This is a genomic window from Acidimicrobiales bacterium (assembly GCA_040219085.1).
Taxonomy (GTDB): domain Bacteria; phylum Actinomycetota; class Acidimicrobiia; order Acidimicrobiales; family JAVJTC01; genus JAVJTC01.
On the sequence record JAVJTC010000025.1, the window covers coordinates 13,370 to 36,997 of the forward strand.

A 23,628-nucleotide genomic window follows, 5' to 3' on the forward strand; every position below is an offset into this window, starting at 1 on the left:
CAGCTCACGGGATGCCGGAGCTTGCAACTACCACGGGGGCAAAGTACAAACAGTCGGACTCAGACACCACGACGTACAACAGGGGGAACGTTCGATGGCAACTGCTTCAACGGGGGATCGCGCGCGCAAGAGGCCGGTCTGGGTGTTGATCATCGCCCTACTGGCGGTCTTCTCACTGATCGCCGCGGCATGCGGCGACGATGACGACGACACTTCCGCCGGCGGCGACGACGGAGCCGCATCCGACGACGGCAGCTCCAGCGACGACGGAGCCGCATCCGACGACGGCAGCTCCAGCGACGACGGAGCCGCATCCGACGACGGAGCCGCATCCGACGACGGCATGGTCGAGTACGAAGAGATCGAACTCCAGATGGCGAGCTTCCTCTCGCCCACGACGTCGCAGGGTGTTGCGATCACCCGGTGGATCGAGGAGCTCGAGAGCCGCACGGACGGCGCCGTCACCGTCGAGGTGTTCTGGGACGGAGCGCTGCTGGGCGGCACCGAGATCCGCGACGCCTGCGTCGACGGCCGCATCGCCCTCTGCCACTACACCTACGCGTACACCCCGGCGGACTTCCCGCTGAGCTCGATCGTCGAGGTCCCGTTCCTCGGCGGCAACCTGGGCGCCCAGGCCGTCGCTCTCAACGAGCTGTACGCCAACAACGCCGACTTCCGCGCCGAGTTCGAAGAGGGCGCGGGCACCAAGGTCCTGTCCTTCATCGGTGTTCCGGCACCGATCACCGGCACCACCGAGCCTGTCACCTCGATCGACTGGTTCGACGGCAAGAACGTCCGCGCCAGCGGCTTCTACGTGCGGGCACTCGAGTTCGTCGGGGCGAACCCCGTCGCCATCCCGGTCAACGAGGCGTACGAGGCCATGCAGCGGGGCACGGTGGACGCCTACGGCGGCCTGATCCTCGACGTGATCGCACCGTTGTCCCTGCAGGAGGTGGGGCCCTACATCCACGACGCCGGGCTCGGCCACTTCGCCATGACCACCTGGGGCATGTCCCTCGACCAGTGGAACTCCCTGTCGCCGGAACTCCAGGCGCTTCTGGACGAGATCAACGCCATGTACCCGCAGTGGCTCGTCGAGGCCGATACGGCCTCGACCGTGACCGCCTGCAACACCATCCTCGACGACGGCGGCGAGGTCATCATCTGGGACGAGGCCGAGACACAGCGCTGGGCCGACGCCATCGGCGACGCGCCACTCGAAGACTGGCTGGCCAAGGCCGCCGACGCCGGCGTGGCCGACCCCCAGGCGATGTACGACGAGTTCGTGGGCTACTACGAGGCAGCGAACACCACCGGCGAATTCGCCGACGTCCCGACGCCCATGGAGGCCTGCTTCGAAATCCAAGAGGCACGTGGCTGACACGGCCGCTGAAGGGACGGCTGCCGGTTCGAGCCGGCAGCCGTCCCTTCGCCCTCCCGGCGCGGCGGCAGCCCACGGTGTCCGCCTGACGATTCAGTGGATCTCGCGGATCATGGCCTGGATCTCCGGGCTCATGATCCTGCTCATGATGGGCCTCGTCGTGGCGGAGGTCGTGCTCCGCAAGTACTTCAACACCACGCTCAAGGGCACCATCGAGTACAGCGAGATACTGCTCGTCTTCATCGTGTTCGGCGCGATCGCGCACGCGCAGCAGATCGGTGGGCACGTCAAGACGGAGCTGGTGACATCGCGTCTACCGCCGCGCATCGGCGGCTACGTCCGGGCGGTCGGCCTGGTCATCGTCGCGGCCCTGCTCATCTGGATGACCCAGGCGACACTCGCCCGTGGCCTCGACTCGATGGAATCGGGCGAGTCCCGTGTGGGGGTCAAGGAGGTCCCGATCTGGCCGGCGCGCCTGGCCATTCCCGTCGGACTGTTCTTTCTGGCGCTCGAGACGCTCTTCACCGCATGGGATGCCCTGCGCGTGGCCCACGGACACGAACCGCCCTCTGACGGCCCGCCCGAGGGCGGCGACCCGACCACACCCGAGGGGTACTAGGAGCGCCGATGTCGCCGAACCTGATCCTGCTCACCTCGGTCGTCGTGCTGGTGGTGATGATCCTCTCGGAGGTCCCGGTCTCGTTCTCCCTCCTGACCGCAGGGTCGCTAGGGCTGATCCTTCTCAACGATCGCGACTACACGTACAACACGCTCGCCAACGACCCGTACTCCACGACGGCGAGCTTCACCCTCATGCTCATACCGATGTTCGTCGTGATGGGGATGCTCGTCGTGCAGGCAGGCATTGCCAGCGACGTCTACGGTTTCGCGGCCCGCGTCCTCGGGCGCTTCCCCGCGGGACTCGGATACGCGACAGTCGCCGCCTGCGCCGGCTTCGCCGCGGTTACGGGATCGAGCGCCGCCACGGTCGCCACCGTCGGCAGGATCTCCATCAACGAGATGCGCAAGCACGGTTACTCCGCGGCCTTCGCCTCAGGGATCGTCGCGGCGAGCGGCACGCTCGGGATCCTCATCCCGCCGAGCGTCGTACTCGTGATCTACGGCGTTCTCACCGGCGAATCGATCGGCGAGCTGCTGCTCGCCGGGTTCATCCCGGGAGTCATCTCCGCATTCCTGTACGCACTCGTCGTGTGGTTCCGCGCCCGCACCGAGGTCGGCCCGCAGTTCGTGGCAGAAGACCTCGACGACGTGATCCTGCCCGTCCGTTCCACGAACCTGACGCAGCTGTCCTCCGCCTTCAAGGTTCTGGTCCTGTTCTTCATCGTGGTCGGAGGCATCTACACCGGGGCGTTCACCGCCACCGAATCAGGTGCGGTGGCGGCAGCCGTCGCACTGCTGATGCTGATCTGGACCGGTGTCCGCCGAGGTGGGCTCGACGTCTTCCGGCTGCTGCGTCAGGCCTTCGAGGAGACGACCGAGGTCACCAGCATGGTCTTCTTCCTGCTGATCGGCGGCGGCATCTTCTCGTTCTTCATGGTCTCAGGCGGCTACGCCCGGGACTTCTCGGAGTGGATCACCGAGCTCGGCGTCAACCGGTACATGATCCTGATCCTGTTCCTGTTGGCCCTGATTCCGCTGGGGATGCTCCTCGACGGGCTGTCGATCCTGTTGATCACGGTCCCGCTGATCTACCCGGTGGTGATGGACCTGGGCTTCAATGGGCTGTGGCTCGGCATCTTGATGGTCAAGATGATCGAGCTGAGCCTCATCACCCCGCCGGTCGGTATCAACGTCTACGTGGTCGTGGGAGCCGCGCCAGGCCTCAAGATCGAAGACGCGTTCCGCGGGATCTGGCCCTTCGGGCTGATGGACCTCGCGACGATCGCGCTCCTCTTCTCTTTCCCTTCGCTCACGACCTGGCTACCCCAGGTCGCCGGCTGATCCGAGCAGGACCGGGAACCGGCGGAACGCGGTCCGTGCCGTCGTCGTCTCCCACTCCGGTGGGTCGTCGGGGTCGGGGCGTACGCCGTGGCGGGCGAGTTCGCGTACGACGACACCGACGAGACCGAACAGCCGGTCCTCGAACCCCCCGCCATCGGGGTCCACGCCGACGGCGAGCTCCTGGCCGATGCAGTGGTGCATGCCGTGACCGAAGCTCAGACCATGCAGCGGCACCCCCTCAGGTAGCGCACGATCAGGATCGAAGTCGTGGGCCCGGTCGCCGAACACGGCGGGGTCCCTGTTGGCGGACTCGATGTGGATGTCGACGCGGTCGCCCCGACGGACCACCGTGCCGTCGCCCAGCTCGAGGTCCTCGAGCGCACGACGCCCGCCGATCGGACTGATCGGCGACAACCGCAGGGTCTCGAGGATGCATCGCCTTACGAACGCCGGATCGTCGACGAGGCGGGGACGGTCACCGGGTCGCTCCTCGAGCCAGCCGAATACGTTGTGCATGGTCTTCGTGAGCGCACCGGCGCTCGTGGAGGCACCTGCTGTGAGGAAGAACGCGAGTTCGCGGGCCAACACGTCACGGGACAGCCCGGTGTTGCTGACGAGCGCACTGAGGACGTCACGGGGGAGATCGGCACCCTCCTCGAGCAGCGCCGAGCGTCGACGCAGCGACGGCCCCACGAACTCGGCGTCGAAGGCGTCGACCGCAGCGGCGATCTCGGCGATCTTCGCGTCCCGGTCGCCCGTGTAGTGATGGATGCGGGCCCCCTCGATGAACTCCTCGAGGAGTTCGAGGAGCCGTTCGGTCTCCGCCTCGTCGCCCACGACCCGGTCCACGCCGGCGTTCACACAGCTCAGGTTCAGCATCACACGATGCCCGAAGGCCAGGAGCTCGCATCGGCCCGCGAAGACGTGGGGGGCGAGCGCGGCCTCGAGGACCTCGGGGAACTCGACGCGCTCGTACTCCAGTTGGACGTCACGGCGAAAGAGAGGGTTCTCGATACGCCGGCGGTCGCGGTGCTCGCGCCCGTGGAGATCGATGAGCACGTCCTCCATCATCACGCTCTCGTCGAAGAGCGCCTGACGCAACGCCTTGGACCGGTACGCCTCGACGGCGGGGCCCCAGCGCGTGATCGTGTGGGTCGGCATCAGTTCCTCCGTGTCGTCGGGTACCCGGGACCGGCTCCGGGTGTGGCCGCGGCGTCCGCGCCAGCCGCGGGTGGGCCCGCGGCGAGAGCGTCGGCAGCGAGGTAGCCGTAGGTCATCGCACGAGACAACGAGTAGCCGCTGTTGTAGCCCGCTCCCCCGCCGCTGATCCGGGTGACGCACTCGCCCGCGGCGAACAGTCCGGGTATCGGCGAACCGTCAGGTCGCAGCACCGCGCCGGCGGCCCCCGTGACGAGACCACCGGCGGCGATGCCGGTATTGAGGAGTCGCATGCGCATCCCGTGGAAGGGTGCCTCGTCGATGGATCCGACGTTCGGGTTGGGCTCGTGGTCCCCGTCGCCACGGAACCGCCGGACCGAGGCGTTCGATCCCCGACCGAAGTCAGGGTCCTCGCCCCGCTCGGCGGACCCGTTGAACCGTGCAACCGTCGCCGCGAGCCCGGCGGCGTCGATCCCGAGCATCCCGGCAAGGTCCTGCAACGAACCGGCCGAGGAGACCAGCCCTTCCGGATACGCCTCACCGGGCCCGGTCGCGCCGAGTCCGTAGCGCTCGTGGTGACGCTCGTCCCAGATCATGAAGAAGGGCAGGTTCGGCCGCTCGCCCGACGCGTCCTCAGCGAGCGCGCCGGCGATGACCGCCGGGTGGAAAGAGTCGTCGCAGAACCTCTCCCCGCGCCGGTTCACCATCACCGTGTGGGGAAGGCAGTGTTCGAAGCACGCCCGGAAGCCCGTGTCGCCCTCGAAGGCGGGAACCGACAGGCGATACCCGGGGATAATCGGAGCTGCCGTCCCCGGCACCGTCGCCGTCGCCGCACCAACAGGGCCCGCAACGGCGACCACGTCACCGGCGACCGAGGCGGGAGCGACGCTGCCGCCATCCTCAGCCGGCGTACCGATCCAGCGATCGACGAGGTCGCGGGACCAGTCGTGGGCCCCGGTCGCGAGGATGACCGCGCCGCGCACCTCGAGTTCGCCGGTCGCGCCCGTGGCCCACACCCCACTGACGGCGTCGCCGTCCGTCACCAGTCCGGTCACCTCCCGGCCGGTGTACAGGAGGATCTCGCGGTCGAGCACGCCCCGCAGGAACGCCGCCGCGATTCCCTGGCCGAAGGTCAAGACGTCGTCGGCGCGCCGCCGGGCCATGACCCCGCGATCCCAGCGGTCCCGGCTCGACAACCCACCCCAGGCGAACATCTCCCCGTAGGTGATGCCCATCGGCCAGTGCGGTGCGTCCACCAGGAGCTTGCGGTCGTCGCCGAGACTCGTGCCGTCGAACGGAGCGCCCGTGAGGTAGCGCCCGGTGGGCTTCGATCCGGGCGCATCCGGGAAGTAGTAGTCGGGATAGTCGGGGATCAGCTCCCATTCGATGACACCGACGTCGGAGAACCACCGTGTCGCCTCGACCGCGGCGCCGACCCACTCGGCCGCCCGCACCGGATCGAACAGATCAGGGTGCGCCCCGGCGATGGCCGCGACGTAGGCGAGTGTCTCGTCCACGGTGTCATCGAGTCCCGCGTCCATCGCGACGTGATTGGCCCCGACCCAGACCTGACCGCCGGACCACGCAGTCGCCCCGCCGACGTGGTCCGCCTTCTCCACGAGGGCGACCGACGCCCCCAGGTCATGGGCCCGGATCGCCGCCGACATGCCGCCGATGCCGCTGCCCGCGACCACCACGTCCGCGACGATGCGTTCCACCATGTCGGATCCCCCCCGTCAGTGATTCCTGATCACACTATGGTCAGGGGTTGGAACGTGCATGCACACAGGGGGAACGATGACCCAGACCGACAGCTCCGCACGCGTCGAGCCTGCAATCGAGGCTCTCGAGGCGATGATCGACGGAAACTCACCCGACCCGTACCCGGTCTACGCCCGGCTCCGGGAGGAGGCTCCGGTGGCCTGGAGTCCCAAGATGAACGCGTGGATCGTCTCGCGCCACGCCGACGTCGGCCGCGTCTTCACCGACGAGGAACACTTCGGGCCCCGCTTCGCCGAGATGTCGAGCTCGGCCATCTACGGCCGCACCATCCTGCACATGACCGGTACCGAGCACCGACGCAAGTCGGCCATCCTCGCCAAGGAACTGCGCAGCCCGAGGCTGATCAAGGGCGACTACAAGCAGATGGTCCTCGACATCATCGACGAGTGCGCCGAGGACTTCGACGACGCCCCCGCCGTCGTCGACCTCAAGACCACCCTGACGAGCATCGTCCCGCTCGCCGTCATCGGCCAGCTCATGGCGCTCATGGACGCCACGGCCTTCCCCGACTGGTACCACCGCATCGTCGCGGCGAGCGTCTCCAACGTGACCGGCGACCCCGAGATCCACGCGCGCGGCGTGAAGGCCCGTGAGGACCTCTTCGAGTTCGTCACCCCGAAGATCGACGCGCGCCGCGAGTCCCCCTCAGAGGACCTCCTGTCCACCCTCGTGACCACCGAGTTCGAGGGCGAGACGCTCTCCGACGACGAGGTCAGGTCCTTCACCGCGTTCTTGATGTCCGCAGGGATCGAGACGACGGACCGGGCGATGGTCAACCTCCTCGTCGCCCTCATGGTGAACCCCGACGAGTGGCGCAGGCTCAAGGACGACCCTTCCCTGGCCGTCTCGGCGATCGCCGAGGGCCTCCGCTACCGGGCCCCCGTCCAGGGCGCCGTCCGGGACGCCGTGAAGGAGGTGGAACTGGGCGGTGCCACCATTCGACCGGGGGAACGCCTCTTCCTCGCCCTGGGCGCAGCGAACCACGACCCCGAGGCGTTCGACGACCCCGGGCGCTTCGACATCGGTCGCTTCACCGAGTCCTCGGGTGGCCAGTTCACCCAGGCCGCGATGCTCCGCTCCTTCGGCGGGGGTTCACACACGTGCACCGGTTCGCTCGTGGCGAAGGTCGAGATGGAGGAGATGCTCCTGCACCTCCTCGAGAACTACGACCGCCTCGAGTTCGCCGGTGACGTCCCCCGCGACATCGGCTTCTACCTCCGCTCGCCGGCGAGCCTCGAGGTGCACATGCACCCCGCCGCCGGCTGACACCGCCGCTCACGAGGTGAACACCGAGGCATCCGCCTACCCCCATCTCCTGTCGCCCCTGCAGATCGGTCCCGTCGAGATACGTAACCGGACGGTCTTCGCGGGGCACGGGTCCCGATTCGTCGACTGGCACACCCACCACCTCACCGACCGCCAGGGTCACTATCTCGCGGAGCGGGCCAAGGGCGGCGTGGGGATGGTCATCCAGGGCTCGTCGATGGTCCACCCGACAGGACTCGCTGCGGCCGGCGTCAACGAGGTCTGGAGCGACAAGTCGATCCCGACCTACGCGCGGGTCGCGGAGATGGTGAAGTCCCATGGCGCAGCCATCTTCGGGCAACTCTCACACCTCGGCCGTCAGGGCCACACGTTCGCGGCGCACCGCGAGCTGTGGGCGCCATCTGCGATCCCCGACCCGGCCAGCCGCGTCGTCCCCCACGCGATGACGACCCGCGACATCGCAGAGATCGTCGACGCCTACCGCCAGGGGGCCCGCCGACTCGCGGCGGCCGGGTTCGACGGGATCGAGGTGTACCTCGCCCACGGCTACCTGCTGTGTGAGTTCCTGTCCCGCTTCTCGAACCGGCGCACCGACGCCTACGGGGGCAGCATCGCGAACCGCTGCCGCCTGCCGCTCGAGGTGCTCGAGGCGGTGAACGCGGAGGTGGGCGCAGGGGTGGCCGTAGGGATACGGGTCTCCGCCGAGGAGTTCTCGCCCGACGGGCTGAACCCCGCCGAGTGCACCGAGATCGTGGACCACCTCCTCGCCCGTCAACGCATCGACTACGTCAGCGTCAGCCAGTCCAACTACGCGTCGATCGAGACGATGATCCCCGACATGAGCTTCGAGCGAGCCCCCTACGCGCACTACGCGAAGGAGGTGCGCCAGGCATGCGGCGACGTCCCGGTCCTGACCGTTGCACGGCTCGTCACTCCCGAACAGTGCGAGGAGCTACTCGCCGCCGAGGTCGCCGACGGGATCTGCCTCGTGCGTCCCCTCATCGCAGACCCGGAGTGGGTGAACAAGGCGGCCGAGGGCCGTCGCGAGGAACTGCGCGAGTGCATCTCGTGCAACGTCGGGTGTCGGGGCGGACCGCACCGGGGCGCCCCGATCGCGTGTCTCGTGAACCCCGCCGTCGGTTTCGAGGCGGAGTGGGGAATCGGGACGCTGGAGACGGTCTCTTCACCGAGGCGGGTGGTGGTGGTCGGTGCGGGACCCGCTGGGCTGAAGACGGCGGAGACCGCAGCGGCCCGCGGTCACCGGGTCACGCTGCTCGAAGCGGCGGATCGTGTCGGCGGACAGGTCCTGGTCGCCGCGGCCGCCATGGGATACCGCGACGAGTTCGCCAACTCGGTGCGGTTCCTCGAGTTCCGCTGCCGGGCACTCGGCGTCGAGATCCTGCTCGGGACCCCGGCGACCGTCGACGTCGTCCGCGACCTCGCGCCCGACGTGGTCGTCGTCGCCACCGGCTCGTCGCCGGGGCGCCCCGACGTCCCCGGCGCGGAACGAATCATCAGCGCGCATGGCGCGATCACCGACGGCGTCGATGGCGCACGCGTGATTGTCGTCGACTCGGGAGAGGCGGACTGGAAGGTGTGCACCGTCGCCGAGCGCCTCGCCGGCGACGGTCACGACGTCATCCTCGTGACCCCGGTGTCGGTGGGCGCCGAGATGGACGCGTTCAGCCGCCCCCCGATGCTGCGGCGTCTGCGCTCTCTCGGCGTCACGTTCCTGGAGCGTCACTCGCTCGTCCACGTGGAGCCCGGCACGGCCCGGATCACCGAGAACCTCACCGGGGAGTTCCACGATCTAGGCGCGGACGCCGTCGTCGCGGCATGGTTCGGCGTCGCCGAGGACTCCCTCGCACACGCGCTGGCCGGACACGACGAATTGGAGGTCCACACCGTCGGCGACGCCCTGGCGCCGAGGCGCGCCATCGACGCGATCTGGGACGGCAATCGCATCGGAAGACTGGTCTGACGAGGGGATGTCCATGTCATACCCACACCTGCTGAGCCCGCTCGAGGCGGGACGGCTGAAGCTGAAGAACCGGGTCGTCTTCCCGGGTCACCAGACCCTGATGTCACACGGCGCGGTGATCGGCGACCAGATGACCGCCTACTACGCCGAGCGCGCCAAGGGCGGGGTGGCCGCGATCATCGTCGAGGGTGGCGCCGTCCACGACACGACGATGAAGTTCCCGGACTACCTCGCGTTCCACCGCCCCGAGATCATCCCGACCCTCGAGGCGCTCCGGGCGGAGCTGTGGCGGTACGGATGCCGCACGATCGCCCAGTTGGCCCACAGCGGCTCGCGGATGTCCGCCCACGACTCGCGCCTGCCGCTGTGGGCACCCTCGGACGTCAAGTCGGCGATCTCCCCGGAGATCCCCCATGCCATGACCGCCGATGACATCGGCGAGGTCCTCGACGGCTACGAGCAGGCGTTCCGGAACTGCGCCGAGGCCGGCGTCGACGGGATCGAGATCCACGCCGCGCACGAGTACCTGCTCGGCCAGTTCCTCTCCCCCCTCAACAACCACCGCGACGACGACTACGGCGGAAACCTCGAGAACCGCTTCCGCCTCCTCGGCGAGGTGATCACCCTGGCCCGCAAGACCGTCGGCGACGACATGGTCGTCGGTGTCCGCATCAACGGCTCCGACCTGGTCGAGGGGAGCCTGGACAACGCCGACTACGTCGACGTGGCCGGCCATATCGCCTGGATCGGCGCGGTGGACTACATCTCGGTCAGTGCCGGCACGTCGCGGCACAACCAGATGATCGTCCCGCCCATGGACACACCCGAGGGCCTCTACGTGGACTACGCGGCGGCCATCAAGGCGGCGGTCGATGTTCCCGTCTTCGCCGTGGGACGCCTCAAGCGGCCCGAGCTCGCCGAAGAGGTGATCGCCACCGGGCGGGCCGACGTCGTCGCGGAGGCGCGCTCTCTGATCGCCGATCCGGCCTGGGTGGCGAAGCTCGTGGAGGGGACGCCCGAGCAGATCCGCCCCTGCATCGGCTGTAACCAGGGCTGCTTCGGCTATCTCTACACGAACCGGACGATCACCTGCGCGGTCAACCCGGCCGTGGGACGCGAACGCCGCCTCGGCATCGGTACCGCACCGGCGGGAGCGGGTCGGCGCGTACTCGTCATCGGTGGAGGACCCGCTGGGATGGAGGCCGCCATCGCCGCCGCCGAACGGGGTGAGATCGTCCGCCTCGTCGAGGCCTCTGCCGAGTTGGGCGGACAGGTCCGCGCTGCGTCGTCGATTCCCACCCGTGCGGAACTCGGCTGGATCATCGACCACCAGATCGCCGAACTCGACCGTCTCGGAGTCGAGGTGGACCTCGGAACCAGGCTCACCGCCGAGGATGTGGCAGGGAGCGGGGTCGACGTGGTCGTGATCGCCACGGGGTCCCGCCCACGCCCCGAGCCGATTCCCACCGACGGGTCGCTGACGGTGATCGCCCCGATCGAGGCGATGGTCGCACCGGCCGCCCATGCCGGGCGCCGCGTCGTGGTCGTCGACGACGTCGCCCACTTCGGCGCCTACGCCCCGGCCGAGGCTCTCCACGATGCAGGTGCGGCCGTGTCCGTCCTGACACCCAAGCTCCACATCGGCTCGAACCTGGATCAGGCGACCATGATGACGACGCTGCGACGCCTCGCTGGGAAAGGGGTCGTCCTGACCGCGAACTCGGCCGTCCTCGGGATCGTCGACGGGACCCTGCGGGTCCGCGACACCCTCTCGGACCTCGAACGCAACGAGTCGGCCGACGTGGTCGTGGCAGCGGTCGGCAACCGCGCCGACGACGACCTCGCCCGTGCCCTGAGCGGCCTGCCAGGTGCCCCGGCCGTGGACGTGATCGGTGACGCGGCCGCACCACGGACGATCCTCGAGGCCGTCCGCGAGGGGCGCATGGCCGGGAGGGCGACCTAGAGCCGGGACACGGATTCGGTGCACGGGGGCCGGGATGTGGTTGACTCTCGGAGAGCAGAAATCGGGGGGAGGGGACCTTCTTGTGCATTCATGTGAGCAGCGGCGCGCGGTTCCCGTCCGGTTTGTCGCATGACTGACCTCATGCCCGTCCTCGAGGTGGGGTCCCTGTCGAAGACCTTCCCCGGCCAGGTCGCCCTGAGCGCCGCCAACCTGACCGCCTACGCCGGCGAGGTCCATGCGCTCGTCGGCCAGAACGGCTCGGGCAAGTCGACGTTCATCAAGATCCTCGCCGGATACCACCGACCCGACCCCGGCGCGGTGGTCAAGATCCGCGGCCACGAGGTGGACCTCGAGTCGCTCGGCGACGAGGACAGGCGCCACCTCCACGTCATGCACCAGGACCTCGGCCTGGTACCGACGATGAGCATCATCGAGAATCTCGCACTCGGCCGGGGCTTCCACACGGCAGTCGGTGGTCGCATCGCCTGGCGGGCCGAAGCCCGCCGGGCCAGGCAGCTCCTCGCCGAGTTCGGGGTGGACATCGACCCCCGCCGCCCGGTCAGCACGCTCGCCGCCGCGGAGAAGGCCATCGTCGCTCTCGTGCGGGCGCTGCAGGACTGGGAGGAGGGCGACTGGGGGATCCTCGTCCTCGACGAGCCGACCGCATCCCTGCCCCGCCCCGAAGTCGAGCGACTCTTCGCCGCAGTGAGGACGGTCGCCGAGAGGGGCGCCGCGGTCATCTTCGTCTCGCACCGCCTCGAGGAGGTGTTCGAGATCGCTGACCGGGTGACGGTCCTACGGGACGGCGTCGTCGTCGGTCACGCGATGGCCGACGAACTCGACCACGACTCCCTCGTCGAGTTGATCGTCGGCCGCGCCGTGGAGAGCCTCTATTCGAGGCCGTCGACGGCTCCGGGCGAGGCGGTGCTCACAGTGCGGGACCTGTGGGGCGAAGAGACCGAAGGCGTGGACTTCGACGTCCGCAAGGGGGAGATCCTCGGCATCGCCGGCCTCGTCGGCTCAGGACGCGACGAGATCCCCTCCCTGCTCGTCGGTGGCAGCCGCCGCGCCCGCGGCTCGGTCCAGATCGACGGCGACACGGTCGACGGCGAGCCCCGAATCGCACTCGTCTCGGGGATGTCACTGGTCCCGGCAGACCGCAAGACACTCGCCACCATCCCCTCGCACACGATTCGCGAGAACATCTCGCTGCCGCGGCTCGGACCTCTCGGCCGCTTCTGGTTGTCGACCCGCACCGAGCGTGCCGAGGCCCGTGCGTGGATCGACCGCTTCGAACTACGCCCGCCGGACCCCGACCGGCCGCTCAGCTCACTGTCCGGCGGCAACCAGCAGAAGGCCGTCCTCGCGAAGATCCTCCGCACGAACCCCGCTGTGATGGTGCTCGACGAGCCGACCCAGGGCGTCGACGTGGGCGCCAAGGCGGCGATCTACGACATCCTCGCCACCACGGCGTCGGACGGAACCGCCATCGTCCTCGCGTCGTCCGACGCCGAGGAACTCGCCAACGTCTGTGACCGGGTGCTCATCACCCGCAACGGACGGGTGGCCGCCGAACTGTCCGGTGACGACCTCAACCACGACCGCATCGCCAGGGAGATCCTCGCGTGAACATCGAGCTTCGGAAATTCTCGCCCGGCAACATCAGCATCGTCTATCTGTATGCGATCGGGTTCATCATCTTCGCGTTGTGGATCCCGGACCTGTGGATCAACTGGACCACCCACCGTGCGACGCTGAACATCGACGTCGCCACCCGCGCGATCGTCGCCGTCGGCCTGGTGACGCCGCTGCTCACGGGGACCTTCGACCTGTCGATCGCGGGCACCATCAGCCTGTCGTCCGTGATGGTCTCGTGGCTCCAGGCGGAGCACGGCGTCTCGATCACCCTCGCCATCATCATCACCCTGCTCATCGCACTCGGCTGCGGTGCGCTCAACGCGGTTCTGATCGTCGGGGTGCGGATGAACTCGTTCATCGCCACCCTCGGCACGGGGGCGGTGCTGGCCGCGCTCGCGGAGTATGTGACGGGCGGCGTGCAGATAACCGGCTACGACCCGAACTTCAAGAAACTCGCCATCAACGAGATATTCGGCGGAATCCAGTTGAAGGTGCTGATCCTGGTGATCATCACCGTGATCCTGTGGTACGTCATCGAACACACACCGACGGGCCGATACCTCCAGGCCACCGGTGACGGACCCGATGCCGCACGCCTCGCGGGGGTGCAGACGAGCCGCTACGTCGCCGGATCACTGCTGGTGTCGGCGTTCATCGCGGGCGTCGGGGGCATCCTCGCCGCCGCACAGACGGCGGGCAACGCCACAGCCGGCGCACCCTTCCTGCTGCCGGCCTTCGCTGCGGCGTTCCTCGGCTCCACCCAGTTCAAGGGCCGCTTCAACGCCTGGGGGACGGTCGCGTCGGTGTTCGTCCTCGCGAGCATGGTCGCGGGGTTGAACAGGGCCATCTCCAGTACGGACATCCGCCGGATCCTCGACGACCTGTTCTTCGGCCTGGCACTCATCGCCGCCGTCGGCCTGTCGAGCCTGCTGACCAGGTACCGGGAGTACTCGGCGTTCCGCAGTCGGGTGCGGGGGGCACACGAAGAGTCCGATTCCGACCAGGCGTCTGTACCGTCACCCGACGAGACCTGATCTCTGTCCGATTCCCGTGGTGAACCACCGCGCCCGGGCAGCTGTGCTCAACTTACGGTTCTGTAAACGAGGGGGAGAAACCCATATGACTACCAATGTCCGATCCGGCCGCAAGCGCTGGATGGTCCTGATTGCACTGCTCGCGGTGTTCTCGCTGATCGCCGCGGCCTGCGGTGACGACGATGACGACACCTCGGCCGGCGACGACGGCGCAGCAGCCGACGACGGTGGCTCCGACGACGGCGCAGCAGCCGACGACGGTGGCGAGATGACCGGCGTGGCACTGGCCCAGGCCCGTGTCGACCAGTGGACGAACCCGCAGTCGAGCGTGGGCATCACCGAGCCGGTCGCCGTGCCGGAAGACCTGGACATCGTCTACGTTCAGTGTTCGGTCCCGGTGTGCAACGTCATCGGCCAGGGCGTGGCCGAGGCCGCCGACGCGATCGGCGCCAACCTCGAGGTCATCACCCACACCGACACAGCGGACACGGTCCAGTCGGCATTCCAGCAGACCGTGCAGGCCGCTCCGGACCTGGTGCTCACCTCGGGTAACCCCCGTGAGTGGTTCGCCGCAGAGCTCGAGGAGCTCGACTCGATGGGGATTCCCGTCGTCGTCTGGTCCATCCCCGAGCCCTACGTGGACCAGCCCGGCATCACCGCCAACCTCATCTCCGGTGACGACTACTGGTTCGCCGGCGTCCTGCAGGCCGACTACGTCATCGCCGACAGCGGTGGAACCGCTCAGGCCCTCTACATCACGATCCCGCAGTTCCCCGTGCTCGGCCTCGAGCTCGAGGGCTTCCAGGACGAGATGGCGGCGAACTGCCCCGACTGCACCGTGAAGGTTCTCGAGTTCACCGTGCCCGACCTTCTCGAAGGTGCCCACATCTCCCAGACCGTCGCCGAGCTGCAGTCCAACCCGGACATCACCTACCTGGTCACCGGCTTCGGTGACATGATCCTCGGCATGTCCGAGGCGTTCTCGGGTTCCGGTGTTGGTGACGGCGTCATCGGCGTGTCCCAGGCATCCACCGAGCCGAACTACCAGCTCATCGCGGACGGCAACCTGCAGGTGGTCGACATCGGTCTGCCCACCGAGTACCTGGCGTGGCGTGCGATGGACGAGGCCCTGCGTGGCCTCGCCGGCGCCCCGCTCGGCACCTTCGAGCAGCCGCCCCTGACAGACTTCCCCGACCGCGTCGTCGAGGTCGACAACTTCCCGTGGTTCATCATCACCCAGGACAACGTGGGTGACCCGACCACACCGTTCGAGCCCTTCCCCGGGTTCAAGGACGAGTTCCTCGCCCTCTGGGGCATGAGCTGATCCACTGAACGCGAAGGGGCCCCGGTCACAACTGACCGGGGCCCCTTCGTCGTTTTCGGATCAGCGTGGGCTCTAGGAAGCCCCTGCCTCGGCGAGGGCCCGGCCGACGAGCACCCTGGCGAGGTGACGGCGGTAGGCCTCGTCCGCGTTCAGGTCGTTCGGCGGGTCGAAGCCCTCGTCGGCAACCGCGGCGGCATCGGCTGCCGACGAACCCGACGACAGGGCGGCTTCCACGGCGGCAGCACGCTGCGGCGCCGAGCCCATGTTCACCAGCGCTATCCCCGAGTTGCCGTTGTCGACGACCGCGGCCACCCCGACGATGGCCCAGTCCTGGGCACGCCGGTTGAACTTCTGGAAGGACCACCCGGCACCGGGCATCTTCGGGACCCGGACCTCGACGAGCAACTCGTCGGGGTTGATCGCCGTCTCGAGGAAACCGGTGAAGAGGTCATCGGCGGCGATCTCGCGGCGGCCGGCCGGACCCTGGACCACGACGCTGCCGCGCAGGGCCAGCAGAGTGGCGGGATGGTCCGCTGCGGGGTCACCGTGCGCCAGGGCGCCACCGAGGGTGCCACGGCTGCGGACCTGGGGGTCGCCGACCTCGCCGGTGGCGTGGGCCAACAGAGGGACCTGCGAACGCAACAGTTCCGAGGTGGCCACTGCGTGATGCGTGGTCCCGGCACCGATGGCGATGTGGTCGCCGTCCTCGCGGATGTAGGACAGATCTGCGATCTGACCGACGTCGACGAGAACCATCGGCGAGGCCAGGCGCAGCTTCAACAGTGGGATCAGCGAGTGACCACCGGCGAGTACCTTGGCCTCGTCGCCGTGTTCGGCGAGTACCGACAGGGCCTCCTCGACCGTCTCGGCCCGGGTGTAGTCGAACTGGGGAGGGATCACGCCTCCACCCCCTCGGGGTGCTCAGCGGCCCAGCGGACCGAGTCGACGATCTTCTGGTAGCCGGTGCAGCGGCAGAGGTTGCCCTCGAGCTCCAGGCGGATCTTCTCGCGGGACGGATCGGGGTCGTCGGCGAGGATCCCCGCCGACGCCATGATCATTCCCGACGTGCAGAATCCGCACTGCAGACCGTGGCACTGGCGGAACCCCTCCTGGACCGGATGGAAGTGATCCGGATCCGGCGCGAGGCCCTCGATGGTCGTGACCTCGTGGCCGTCGGCCTGCACCGCGAGGATCGTGCACGACTTGGCGGCGCGACCGTCGAAGTGGACCGTGCAGGCCCCACAGTTGGACGTGTCACATCCGACGTGGGTGCCGGTGAGACCGCGCACCTCACGGATGTAGTGAACGAGGAGCATCCTCGCCTCGACCGTGTCGGTCCGGCTCTTGCCGTTGATCGTCACGGAGATCTCGTGGGTGCTCATCAGCCCTCACTTCCGTTGCCGTTGATGATTTTCCAGACCTTCTGGGGGGTGATCGCCGGGTCGACGTTCACCACGCCGTACTGGCGCAGTGCGTTGACCACCGCGTTCACCACCGCCGGGGTGGCGCCGATGGAACCGGATTCACCGATCCCCTTCGCCCCCATCGAGTTGTGCGGGGTCGGCGTATTCTCCCTGGCCTCCTCGATCTGGGGAAGGTCGGCCGCCGAGGGAAACAGATAGTCCATGAGCGTCGCCGTCAATGGCTGACCGTTCTCGTCGTAGGTCATCTGTTCCCACATCGCCTGAGCGATGCCCTGCACGATGCCCCCCTCGACCTGGCCTTCGGCCAACAGCGGGTTGATCACGGTGCCGCAGTCGTCGACTGCGACGAAACGCTCGATCTCCACCCGGCCGGTGTCCCTCTCGATCCCGACGATGCACACGTAGGCGCCGGAGGGAAAGGTGAACCCGGTGGGCTCGTGGAAGATCTGCACCTCGAGGCTTCCCGGGGCGATGTCGTCGGGGAGCTGGGTCGGTGCGAGGCCGGCCCAGCCGACCTCCTTCCAGGACACGGTCTTGGACGGTGTTCCGGCCACGCCGAACTGCCCGTCGACCACCTCGATGTCGTCGGGGTTGGCCTCCAGCAGGTGCGCCGCGACCTTCTTGGCGTTCTCGAACACCTGCGTGGCCGCCCGCTTGGTGGCCTCGCCGGCGATGGCGGCGGTACGTGAGCCCTGGGTACCGATACCCATGGGCACCGCGTCCGTGTCGCCGTAGTGGACGCTGATGTCGTCGAAATCCATGTGCAGGGCGTCCGCGGCAATCTGCGAGAGCGTCGTCACCGTCCCCTGCCCGTGGGGCGAGGCCCCGGTCTCGATGATCGCCGTGCCGTCAGGCTGGATCTTGACCTGGGCGGACTCGTAGCTGGCGATGTTCCCGAAGCCCTCCAGGGAGCCTCGGGGACCGAACGCGGCGATCTCGGTCCACGTGGAGAAGCCGATACCCATCAGCTTCTCGCTCGGATCGGCGTTGCGGCGGTCCCGTTCAGCCTTGAGGTTCTCGTAGTCGACGATCTCGAGCGCCTTCGCGAGGCCTGCCGGGTAGTTGCCGGAGTCATACCAGAGCTCCGCGTGGGCGACCTTGTAGGGGAAGTCCTCGGGCTGGATGAAGTTGCGCATCCGGACATCGGCCGGATCGAGGTCGACCTCGTAGGCCACGTGGTCGATGACCCGCTCGATGAGGTAGGCGGCCTCGGGACGACCTGCGCCCCGGTAGGCCGACATCGGGCTCTTGTTCGTCACGACGAGTGTGTGGCCCGCCGCGATGGCCGGGATCTTGTAGCACCCCGACGACATCCAGTTGGTCAACGTCGGCATGCCGAAGGCGTACTTGTCCGGGTACCCACCGGCGTCCACGAGCACCTTCGACCGCAGGCCGAGGATGGTTCCCTCGTCGTCGAAGGCGACCTCGTAGTCGTGCCACTGGTCCCGCCCCGGGAACATGAGCAGAAAGCACTCAGAGCGCGTCTGGACGTACTTCACGGGACGCCCATGACGTCGGGAGAGCTCTGGGACCAGGAACAGCTCGGGGAAGGGCTGGACCTTCGCACCGAAGCCACCACCGACGTCGGGCTGGATGACCCGGCACTGGTTCTGGGAGATACCGAAGTAGTCCGTCAGGCGGTTTCGGTAGCCGTGGGGATTCTGGACCGAGGCCCAGACGGTCAGCTTGTCACGACGCCAGTCCGCCAGTACCTGGTTGGTCTCGAGCGGAACCGGGTGCACCCGGTTGTTCCAAAGCCGCCCCGACGCCGTATGCGGTGCGCTGTCGAACACCTCGGCGAGGTCGTCGGTCCACGGCGTGTCGAGCATCACGTTGGAGGGCAGCCCCTCCATGATGATCGGGGCGTCATCGGCCAGCGCCTCGTAGGGATCGGTGACGATCGGCAGGGGTTCGTATTCGACGAAGACGGACTCCGCGGCGTCTGCTGCCAGGTAGGCGCTCTCGGCGAGTACGACAGCGACCGGATCGCCCACGAAGTGCACGGTGCCGTGAGCCAGGATCGGCCGTTCGACACCCGGCATACCCTCCATGCCGGGTAGGTGGGCGAAGTCCGCGTACGTGTAGACACCCAGGACGCCGTCGGCGGCCTCGGCCTCGGACGTGTCGATGGACAGGATCTTCGCATGGGCCTCGGTCGAGCGGACGAAGACCATCGCCGCCGTGTCGACGAGCTGGACGTCGTCGGTGTACTGACCGCGACCGGTGATCAGGTTGGGATCTTCCTTGCGGATGACCCGCGCCCCCACCATCGTCATGTGGTTCCCCTTTGATTGCGTCGGTTCGTGCGGACTGTAGTGCAGGGCCGGACCATGCCCGGACTCGTGGATGGGCTCAGAGGACGTCGAAGGTCAACTCGAGCCGTTCGAGACCCCGGGTCGCGAAGGTCGGCATGTGACTCGTGTCGGCCCCCTCGGCGAGTCGGATCTCGCCGACACGGGAGAAGAGCGTCTCGAACGCGATCCGCGCCTCGGCGCGGGCGAGTGCGGCTCCGATGCAGAAGTGTGGACCGTGGCCGAAGTCCACGTGATCGCGTGCGTTGCGCCGGTGGATGTCGAAGGTGTCCGGTGCGTCGAAGGCCTCGGGGTCCCGGCCTGCCGATCCCCAGCCCAACATCACCATCGAGCCCGCCGGAATGGGGGTCCCTGCGATCTCGGTGTCGGTGGTGACAAGTCGGTACAGGCACTGCACCGGGGCCTCGAAGCGCAGCACCTCCTCGAGGAAGTTGGGGATCAGGGAGTGGTCCTCACGGATCTCCGCCATGGCGTCGGGATGCTCGAGGAGCATGAGCATCCCGTTGCCGATCAGGTTCTTGGTTGTCTCGTTGCCGGCGAGCAGCAGCGTCTCGGTGGCCGCCAGGATCTCGGCGAGGTCGAGTTGGTTTCCGTCGATCTCCGCGGTCGCGATCGCCGAGATCATGTCGTCGGCCGGCGATTCCCGCCGATCCGCGACGATCGACTCGAAGTACCGGCAGTACTCGACGAACGACCGGGCCACGTCGAGTCGACGGGAGTGGTCGAGCACGTCGAGGTTCCCCGCGAGGATGTCGTCACACCACCGCTTGAAGGTGAAGAGGTCTTTGCGATCCACGCCGAGCGCGTCCGAGATCACCGTCATCGGGATGACGATGGCGAACTCGTCCATGAACTCGACGCTGCCCCTGTCGGCGAAGCGCTCGACCGCCTCGACCGCGACCGAGGTGATGTCTGGTTCCATCGCGGAGACCCGGCGGGGCGTGAACGCCCGATTGACGAGTGCCCGGTGCACAGTGTGGGTGGGCGGGTCGGTCATCCAGAGGGCCTTCTTCACCGGCGGACCGGAACGGAAGACCTCGACGACGTCGTCCTCGAGGGGCTCGCCACTGACCCCGGCGGGGCAGATCTCCTCACCGAAATACGAGTTCGAGAACGTCGCCGTGTCCGAGGCGACCTTCTTGATGTCATCCATCCGGCCGACCCAGAACCCCACACCCGGCACCTCGACGACGCGGGCGTTCTGACTGTGCATCACCCGGTAGAAGTCGTAGGGCGACTCCATGGTGGCGGGGTCGACGAGGCTGTAGTCCTCGATGGAGGTCATGTGGATCTGCTCCCGTGTGTCTTTGGGCGGGGCGGACGTCGCTGTGGTCTAGGCCTCGGCGGCGGCCGGGTCACTGCCGAAACGTCGCCGGTAGCCACGCCGGACCGCGCCCCAGTCGATGCTGGCTGCTGCGACCGCCACGACGAGTGCGACGCCGTTGAACAGAGGATCCACCCACACGCCGGGCGACTTCAGCTGGAAGCCGCGGGCACCGAATGCGAGCACGTAGATGGCGATCACCGTGCCCCAGACGTTCGGACGGTTCTTGATCTGCGTGGCGCCGAAGAACACGGCGGCGAACGCCGGGAACAGCAGCGGCGGTCCCGTCTGGGGCGATGCGGCACCTTGACGCATCGCCAGGATGATGCCGCCGATACCGGCGAGGACCGATGACACCACCAGCGAGGACCAGATGTAACGCCCGGTGCGCACACCGGCGAGGCGGGCGGCGTCGGGGTTGCCGCCGGTTGCGAACAACTTGCGACCCGACGGCGTGTACTCGAGCAGATACCAGATGATCACGCTGGCGATCAGCAGGTAGATGAAGGCCTTGGGGACCCCGAACTCACCCATGGAGAAGAAGTCACCGCGGGCGATCTCACGGAAGTCGTCGGAGTAGGCGTCGGACAGTCGCTGATTGTCCGAACGCCACAACAGCGCCGCCGAGATCACCTGGCTCATGCCGAGGGTGGCGATGAACGAGTTGATCCTCAACTTGACGACGAGGAACCCCGAGACGAAGCCGAAGGCCGCGCACATCGCCAACACGACGATGATCCCGAGCCAGACGTTGCCGGCACCCAGCTCGTTGTCCTTCTCGATCCAGGTCAGGACCATCCCCGAGAAGCCGACCATCGCCCCCACCGAGAGGTCGAAGGTCCCCGCGGCCAGCGGGACGAGCAGGCCCAGCGTCATGAATCCGATCGTGACCCGCTCGTTGAGCGTCGTCTCGAACGTGATCGCCGTGAGGTAGTTCTCCTCCGTGAGCCCGAAGTAGAGCAGGAAGATCCCACCGAGGATCACCGCGCTCCATCGACCGAGGCTGACACGGCGCCACCATGGGTCGCCGGCAACCGCCGATCCGTCCGTCACCGTCATGCCGTCGTCTCCTGGGTCGTCTGGAGCTGTAGTGCCTCGATGCGTTCGACCGAGATGTCCGAGCCCACGAGCTGGGTCAGCTCGCGACCCCGCAGGAGCACGATCACCCGTGAGCAGACCCTCACGAGTTCCTCGGTGTCGGTCGAACAGACCACCACCGCGGTGCCCTCTTCGGCCGCGTGGTCGATAAGTCTGTGGATGTCGGCCTTGGCGCCGACGTCGACGCCCTGGGTCGGCTCGTCGAGTACGAGAACCTTCGGGTCCAGCCGCAGCCACTTGGCGAGAACGGCCTTCTGCTGGTTCCCGCCGGAGAGGTTCTTGATCTCACGCTCGGGGGCCCGGGGGCGCACGTCGAGGCGTTCCATCCAGTCGCGGACGTCGGCGCGTTCGGGCCGACGGGACAGGAAGAACCGCGTGAAGTAGTCCGACAACCGGGTGATCGTGATGTTCTCGCGGACGGTCATTTCGGGGATGATCGCCGTCTGCTTGCGATCGGCGGGGACGAAGGCCATGCCGGCTCCCATGGCGATGTCGGGTCGCTGGTTCGCCAGGGCGGTTCCGGACACCTCCACCCTGCCGGTGCGACTCAGCGCCCCGAAGAGCAGTCGGGCGACGACTTCACGCCCCGAGCCCGTGATCCCGGCGATGCCGAGCACTTCTCCCTCGTGCACCTCGAAGTCGACGGATTCCAGCGTGAGGCCGCCGAGGCCCTGCGTGGACAGCACGACTGGTCGATCCTGGACCTCCTCGGCCAGTGCCGCAGCGGAGCCGGCGTCCACGGCGGAACCGACGATGAGCTGGATCAGCGCCTCGTGGTCGAGTTCCGCGGTGGGGCGGTCCGCGACCTTGTGCCCGTCTCGGAGGATCGTCACGACGTCGGCGATCTCGAACACCTCATCGAGGTGGTGCGAGACGTAGACCACACCGACACCGCGCTCGCTGACCGCCTTGACCACTTCGAACAGCCGCGCCACGTCTTTGCCGGGCAGCGCAGCGGTGGGCTCGTCGAGTACCAGCAGATCGACGCTCGACTCCCAGTCGTGCAACGCGCGGGCGATGGCGAGCCCGGTCCGTTCGGCGGGGGTCAGTTCCCCCACGGGGGTGCGGACGTCGAAGTCGTAGCCGAGCTCGCGCAGCGCCTCGGTGGCGATCCGGTTCTGCAGTCGCCAGTTGATCGTGCCGTAGCTCGTGCGGTAGCCGGTCCCCAGAGCGAGGTTCTCCGCGGCACCGAGGTCTTCGACGAGGCCGAGGTCCTGGTGCACGAAACGGATACCCGCGTCCTCCGCCGCCTTGGCGTCACCGAGGCGGAACTGCGAGGGGCTGGCATCGGCGTCGCGCCCCCTGCGGACGGTGGCCTGCGCTCCCGGATCCGGCGTGTGATAGCCCGCCAGGCACTTGATGAGCGTCGACTTTCCCGAACCGTTCTGCCCGACGAGGGCGTGAACAGATCCGGCATCGACCGAGAAGTCCACGTCGATGAGCGCCTTCTGGCCCGGGAACGTCTTCGAAAGCCCCCTGATATCGAGCACACGATGTGCCACGTACTCGCCCCTCCCCCTCGTTTGCCACGGCCACCGAGCAGCCGAAAGCGGCCCGACCGTACACGCTGGGAGCAGCCGCGCACCAACCTCGCGCGCAGCCGCCGAACGAGCACCGCGGACCCTGTCGGGAACCTGACGTCGCGGGTGTCCCCCGGTTGTGTTCGGGACCCCCGCCCACCACAATCTGAACGCTCGGCGTACAGTCGGGCATCGCGGACGACACGTCCGCGGATTTCCTAAGCGGGGGAACTTGCACATGCGTAGGTCCAAATGGGCGATTTTCGTCGCGCTCTTGTTGTCGTTCGCGTTGATCGCGTCGGCCTGTGGCGACGATGACGACGACACCTCATCGGGTGACGACGGCACAGCAGCCGACGACGGTGGCGACGACGGCACAGCAGCCGACGACGGTGGCGACGACGGCACAGCAGCCGACGACGGTGGCGACGACGGCGCAGCAGCCGACGACGGTGGCGACG

Annotated in this window: 18 protein-coding genes; 10 read left to right on the forward strand and 8 right to left on the reverse strand. The window is 67.9% G+C overall.

Features of this window, described 5'->3' with window-relative positions; genetic code table 11:
• The first annotated feature begins 94 nt into the window (after positions 1-94).
• From dctP to RIE08_10345, 3 genes are all read left to right on the forward strand, one after another.
• Positions 95-1,381 carry a TRAP transporter substrate-binding protein DctP gene (dctP, locus tag RIE08_10335; protein ID MEQ8717995.1) on the forward strand — a complete coding sequence of 429 codons (1,287 nt, stop codon included), beginning with the start codon at positions 95-97 and terminating at the stop codon, positions 1,379-1,381.
• 112 nt (positions 1,382-1,493) lie between these two features.
• Positions 1,494-2,000, forward strand: coding sequence for a TRAP transporter small permease (locus tag RIE08_10340; GenBank protein MEQ8717996.1), 507 nt, complete (start codon positions 1,494-1,496; stop codon positions 1,998-2,000).
• Between the two features lie 8 nt (positions 2,001-2,008).
• Positions 2,009-3,343, forward strand: coding sequence for a TRAP transporter large permease subunit (locus RIE08_10345; protein ID MEQ8717997.1), 1,335 nt, complete (start codon positions 2,009-2,011; stop codon positions 3,341-3,343).
• Here RIE08_10345 and RIE08_10350 read toward each other — a convergent pair.
• Entirely contained in the window at positions 3,323-4,504 is a 1,182-nt protein-coding gene (locus tag RIE08_10350) for a cytochrome P450 (GenBank protein ID MEQ8717998.1), read from the reverse strand. The genes RIE08_10345 and RIE08_10350 overlap by 21 nt on opposite strands.
• On the reverse strand, positions 4,504-6,222 hold the full coding sequence (locus tag RIE08_10355; protein MEQ8717999.1) for an FAD-binding protein: 1,719 nt from the start codon (positions 6,220-6,222) through the stop codon (positions 4,504-4,506). Before RIE08_10355 ends, RIE08_10350 begins: the two co-directional genes overlap by 1 nt.
• Before the next feature lie 76 nt (positions 6,223-6,298).
• Here RIE08_10355 and RIE08_10360 point away from each other — a divergent pair, with 76 nt between their 5' ends.
• The 6 genes from RIE08_10360 (at position 6,299) to RIE08_10385 (ending at position 15,489) form a co-directional block, all read left to right on the forward strand.
• Complete coding sequence (locus RIE08_10360; protein MEQ8718000.1) at positions 6,299-7,549, forward strand: cytochrome P450; 1,251 nt, start codon at positions 6,299-6,301, stop codon at positions 7,547-7,549.
• Between the two features lie 16 nt (positions 7,550-7,565).
• Positions 7,566-9,530: an FAD-dependent oxidoreductase gene (locus RIE08_10365; GenBank protein ID MEQ8718001.1), complete on the forward strand. Its 1,965-nt coding sequence runs from the start codon at positions 7,566-7,568 to the stop codon at positions 9,528-9,530.
• Between the two features lie 13 nt (positions 9,531-9,543).
• Complete coding sequence (locus tag RIE08_10370) at positions 9,544-11,493, forward strand: FAD-dependent oxidoreductase (GenBank protein ID MEQ8718002.1); 1,950 nt, start codon at positions 9,544-9,546, stop codon at positions 11,491-11,493.
• Between the two features lie 129 nt (positions 11,494-11,622).
• A complete protein-coding gene (locus tag RIE08_10375) occupies positions 11,623-13,122 on the forward strand; it encodes a sugar ABC transporter ATP-binding protein (protein MEQ8718003.1) in 1,500 nt (499 codons plus the stop codon).
• Complete coding sequence (locus tag RIE08_10380; protein MEQ8718004.1) at positions 13,119-14,165, forward strand: ABC transporter permease; 1,047 nt, start codon at positions 13,119-13,121, stop codon at positions 14,163-14,165. The genes RIE08_10375 and RIE08_10380 overlap by 4 nt, the downstream gene beginning before the upstream one ends.
• 85 nt (positions 14,166-14,250) lie before the next feature.
• Entirely contained in the window at positions 14,251-15,489 is a 1,239-nt protein-coding gene (locus RIE08_10385) for a substrate-binding domain-containing protein (GenBank protein MEQ8718005.1), read from the forward strand.
• A gap of 72 nt (positions 15,490-15,561) precedes the next feature.
• Here RIE08_10385 and RIE08_10390 read toward each other — a convergent pair whose 3' ends face one another.
• The 6 genes from RIE08_10390 to RIE08_10415 form a co-directional block, all read right to left on the reverse strand.
• Positions 15,562-16,389, reverse strand: coding sequence for a xanthine dehydrogenase family protein subunit M (locus RIE08_10390; protein ID MEQ8718006.1), 828 nt, complete (start codon positions 16,387-16,389; stop codon positions 15,562-15,564).
• A complete protein-coding gene (locus tag RIE08_10395; GenBank protein MEQ8718007.1) occupies positions 16,386-16,871 on the reverse strand; it encodes a (2Fe-2S)-binding protein in 486 nt (161 codons plus the stop codon). The genes RIE08_10390 and RIE08_10395 overlap by 4 nt, the downstream gene beginning before the upstream one ends.
• On the reverse strand, positions 16,871-19,189 hold the full coding sequence (locus RIE08_10400) for a xanthine dehydrogenase family protein molybdopterin-binding subunit (GenBank protein MEQ8718008.1): 2,319 nt from the start codon (positions 19,187-19,189) through the stop codon (positions 16,871-16,873). The genes RIE08_10395 and RIE08_10400 overlap by 1 nt, the downstream gene beginning before the upstream one ends.
• 76 nt (positions 19,190-19,265) lie before the next feature.
• Positions 19,266-20,510 carry a cytochrome P450 gene (locus tag RIE08_10405; GenBank protein ID MEQ8718009.1) on the reverse strand — a complete coding sequence of 415 codons (1,245 nt, stop codon included), beginning with the start codon at positions 20,508-20,510 and terminating at the stop codon, positions 19,266-19,268.
• A gap of 48 nt (positions 20,511-20,558) precedes the next feature.
• A complete protein-coding gene (locus tag RIE08_10410; protein ID MEQ8718010.1) occupies positions 20,559-21,608 on the reverse strand; it encodes an ABC transporter permease in 1,050 nt (349 codons plus the stop codon).
• Complete coding sequence (locus RIE08_10415; protein ID MEQ8718011.1) at positions 21,605-23,149, reverse strand: sugar ABC transporter ATP-binding protein; 1,545 nt, start codon at positions 23,147-23,149, stop codon at positions 21,605-21,607. The genes RIE08_10410 and RIE08_10415 overlap by 4 nt, the downstream gene beginning before the upstream one ends.
• Positions 23,150-23,405: 256 nt before the next feature.
• Here RIE08_10415 and RIE08_10420 point away from each other — a divergent pair.
• On the forward strand, positions 23,406-23,628 hold a 223-nt coding region (locus RIE08_10420; GenBank protein MEQ8718012.1), incomplete at its 3' end, for a hypothetical protein.

Coding starts and splice junctions, on each gene's coding strand:
- dctP (MEQ8717995.1), top strand. CDS start 95: ATGGCAACTGCTTCAACGGGGGATCGCGCGCGCAAGAGGCCGGTCTGG.
- RIE08_10340 (MEQ8717996.1), top strand. CDS start 1,494: ATGGCCTGGATCTCCGGGCTCATGATCCTGCTCATGATGGGCCTCGTC.
- RIE08_10345 (MEQ8717997.1), top strand. CDS start 2,009: ATGTCGCCGAACCTGATCCTGCTCACCTCGGTCGTCGTGCTGGTGGTG.
- RIE08_10350 (MEQ8717998.1), bottom strand. CDS start 4,504: ATGCCGACCCACACGATCACGCGCTGGGGCCCCGCCGTCGAGGCGTAC.
- RIE08_10355 (MEQ8717999.1), bottom strand. CDS start 6,222: ATGGTGGAACGCATCGTCGCGGACGTGGTGGTCGCGGGCAGCGGCATC.
- RIE08_10360 (MEQ8718000.1), top strand. CDS start 6,299: ATGACCCAGACCGACAGCTCCGCACGCGTCGAGCCTGCAATCGAGGCT.
- RIE08_10370 (MEQ8718002.1), top strand. CDS start 9,544: ATGTCATACCCACACCTGCTGAGCCCGCTCGAGGCGGGACGGCTGAAG.
- RIE08_10375 (MEQ8718003.1), top strand. CDS start 11,623: ATGACTGACCTCATGCCCGTCCTCGAGGTGGGGTCCCTGTCGAAGACC.
- RIE08_10385 (MEQ8718005.1), top strand. CDS start 14,251: ATGACTACCAATGTCCGATCCGGCCGCAAGCGCTGGATGGTCCTGATT.
- RIE08_10395 (MEQ8718007.1), bottom strand. CDS start 16,871: ATGAGCACCCACGAGATCTCCGTGACGATCAACGGCAAGAGCCGGACC.
- RIE08_10400 (MEQ8718008.1), bottom strand. CDS start 19,189: ATGACGATGGTGGGGGCGCGGGTCATCCGCAAGGAAGATCCCAACCTG.
- RIE08_10405 (MEQ8718009.1), bottom strand. CDS start 20,510: ATGACCTCCATCGAGGACTACAGCCTCGTCGACCCCGCCACCATGGAG.
- RIE08_10410 (MEQ8718010.1), bottom strand. CDS start 21,608: ATGACGGTGACGGACGGATCGGCGGTTGCCGGCGACCCATGGTGGCGC.